Source organism: Catenulispora pinisilvae (assembly GCF_015356865.1).
GTDB classification, from domain to species: domain Bacteria; phylum Actinomycetota; class Actinomycetes; order Streptomycetales; family Catenulisporaceae; genus Catenulispora; species Catenulispora pinisilvae.
In genome coordinates this window covers 1-1,050 of sequence record NZ_JAAFZA010000520.1, presented here as the reverse complement: position 1 = coordinate 1,050, position 1,050 = coordinate 1, and the positions used below count along the sequence as shown (strand labels likewise).

At 69.1% G+C, this 1,050-nt stretch carries 2 protein-coding genes; both read right to left on the bottom strand.

Going from position 1 to position 1,050, the window contains the following annotated elements:
• Position 1 precedes the first annotated feature (1 nt).
• Positions 2 to 691, bottom strand: coding sequence for a GntR family transcriptional regulator (locus IZR01_RS49285; RefSeq protein ID WP_323746801.1), 690 nt, complete (start codon positions 689 to 691; stop codon positions 2 to 4).
• Between the two features lie 27 nt (positions 692 to 718).
• Positions 719 to 1,050, bottom strand: a 332-nt coding sequence (locus IZR01_RS49280; RefSeq protein WP_194927901.1) for an SDR family NAD(P)-dependent oxidoreductase, incomplete at its 5' end; no start/stop codon positions are given.

Below are 1,050 nucleotides of genomic sequence, written 5' to 3'. Positions count from 1 at the left end.
CCTAAGCCCCCTCCGGCGCCCCCAACTTCTCCAAAATCCGATGCATCCCGCTCTCCCAATTAGCCTTCAGCGCCGCCACCGCCCCCGGCAGATCCGCAGCCACCAAGCACTCCGCGATCTTCTCGTGCTCCGCCGCCGAGCGCTCCAGCACCTGCCGGTCGCCGACCACCACGCGCTCGTAGCGGTGCATCGTCAGCTTCAGTGTGGTGATCAGGTCCATCAGCCGGTCGTTGCGGCAGCCGGACAGTAGCCGGTCGTGCCACTCGTCGTCGTAGCGCTCGATGATGCCCAGCTCGGCCTGGGGGGCGGAGAAGGCGTGCGCCTCCTCCAGGAGCTCCGGCGCGATGCGCTTCAGGTGCTCGGGTGGTGACAGTTCCAGGGCCAGCGACTCCAGGGTGGCGACGATCGTTGTCAGGTCGCGGAACTCCTGTGGGCTCATCGGGGCGAAGCGGAAGCCCTTGCCCCGCTCGCTGATGATGATGCCCTCGCGTTCCAGGCCGATCAGTGCCTCGCGTAGGGGGGTGCGGCTGACGCCTAGGTCGGCTGCCAGGTGCACCTCGTTGATCGGCTGGTCCGGGTTGAACTCGCCCCGGCCCAGGCGTTCGAGGAGCACGTCCTTGATCTGCTCGCGGAGCGGCCGCCGCTCGATCGCCATCCCGATGTCACCCTTCTCACACTGCTCGTCACGCACATTGTTCCGCACCCCGGCCGGGAAAACTCACGCCGTCCCGGCGCCGTCCACGGGAATCACCGCGCCGCTCAAGAACGCCGCCGCGTCCGAGGCCAAGAACGCGACCGTCTGTGCGATGTCCCGGGGCTGCCCGATACGCCCCAACGGCCGGTCGGCGGCGTCGGCGTAGAACGAGTCGACCGCCTCGCCCAGCTGCCGCGCCTCGTCGGCGAGCATGCCGGTGGCCGTGTCGCCCGGGCACACGCAGTTCACCCGGATGTTCTGCGGCCCGTGGTCGATCGCCATGGCGCGCGTCATGTTCACCACGGCCCCCTTGGACGCGCAGTACGAGATCGCGCTCGCCCCGCCCTTGATCCCCC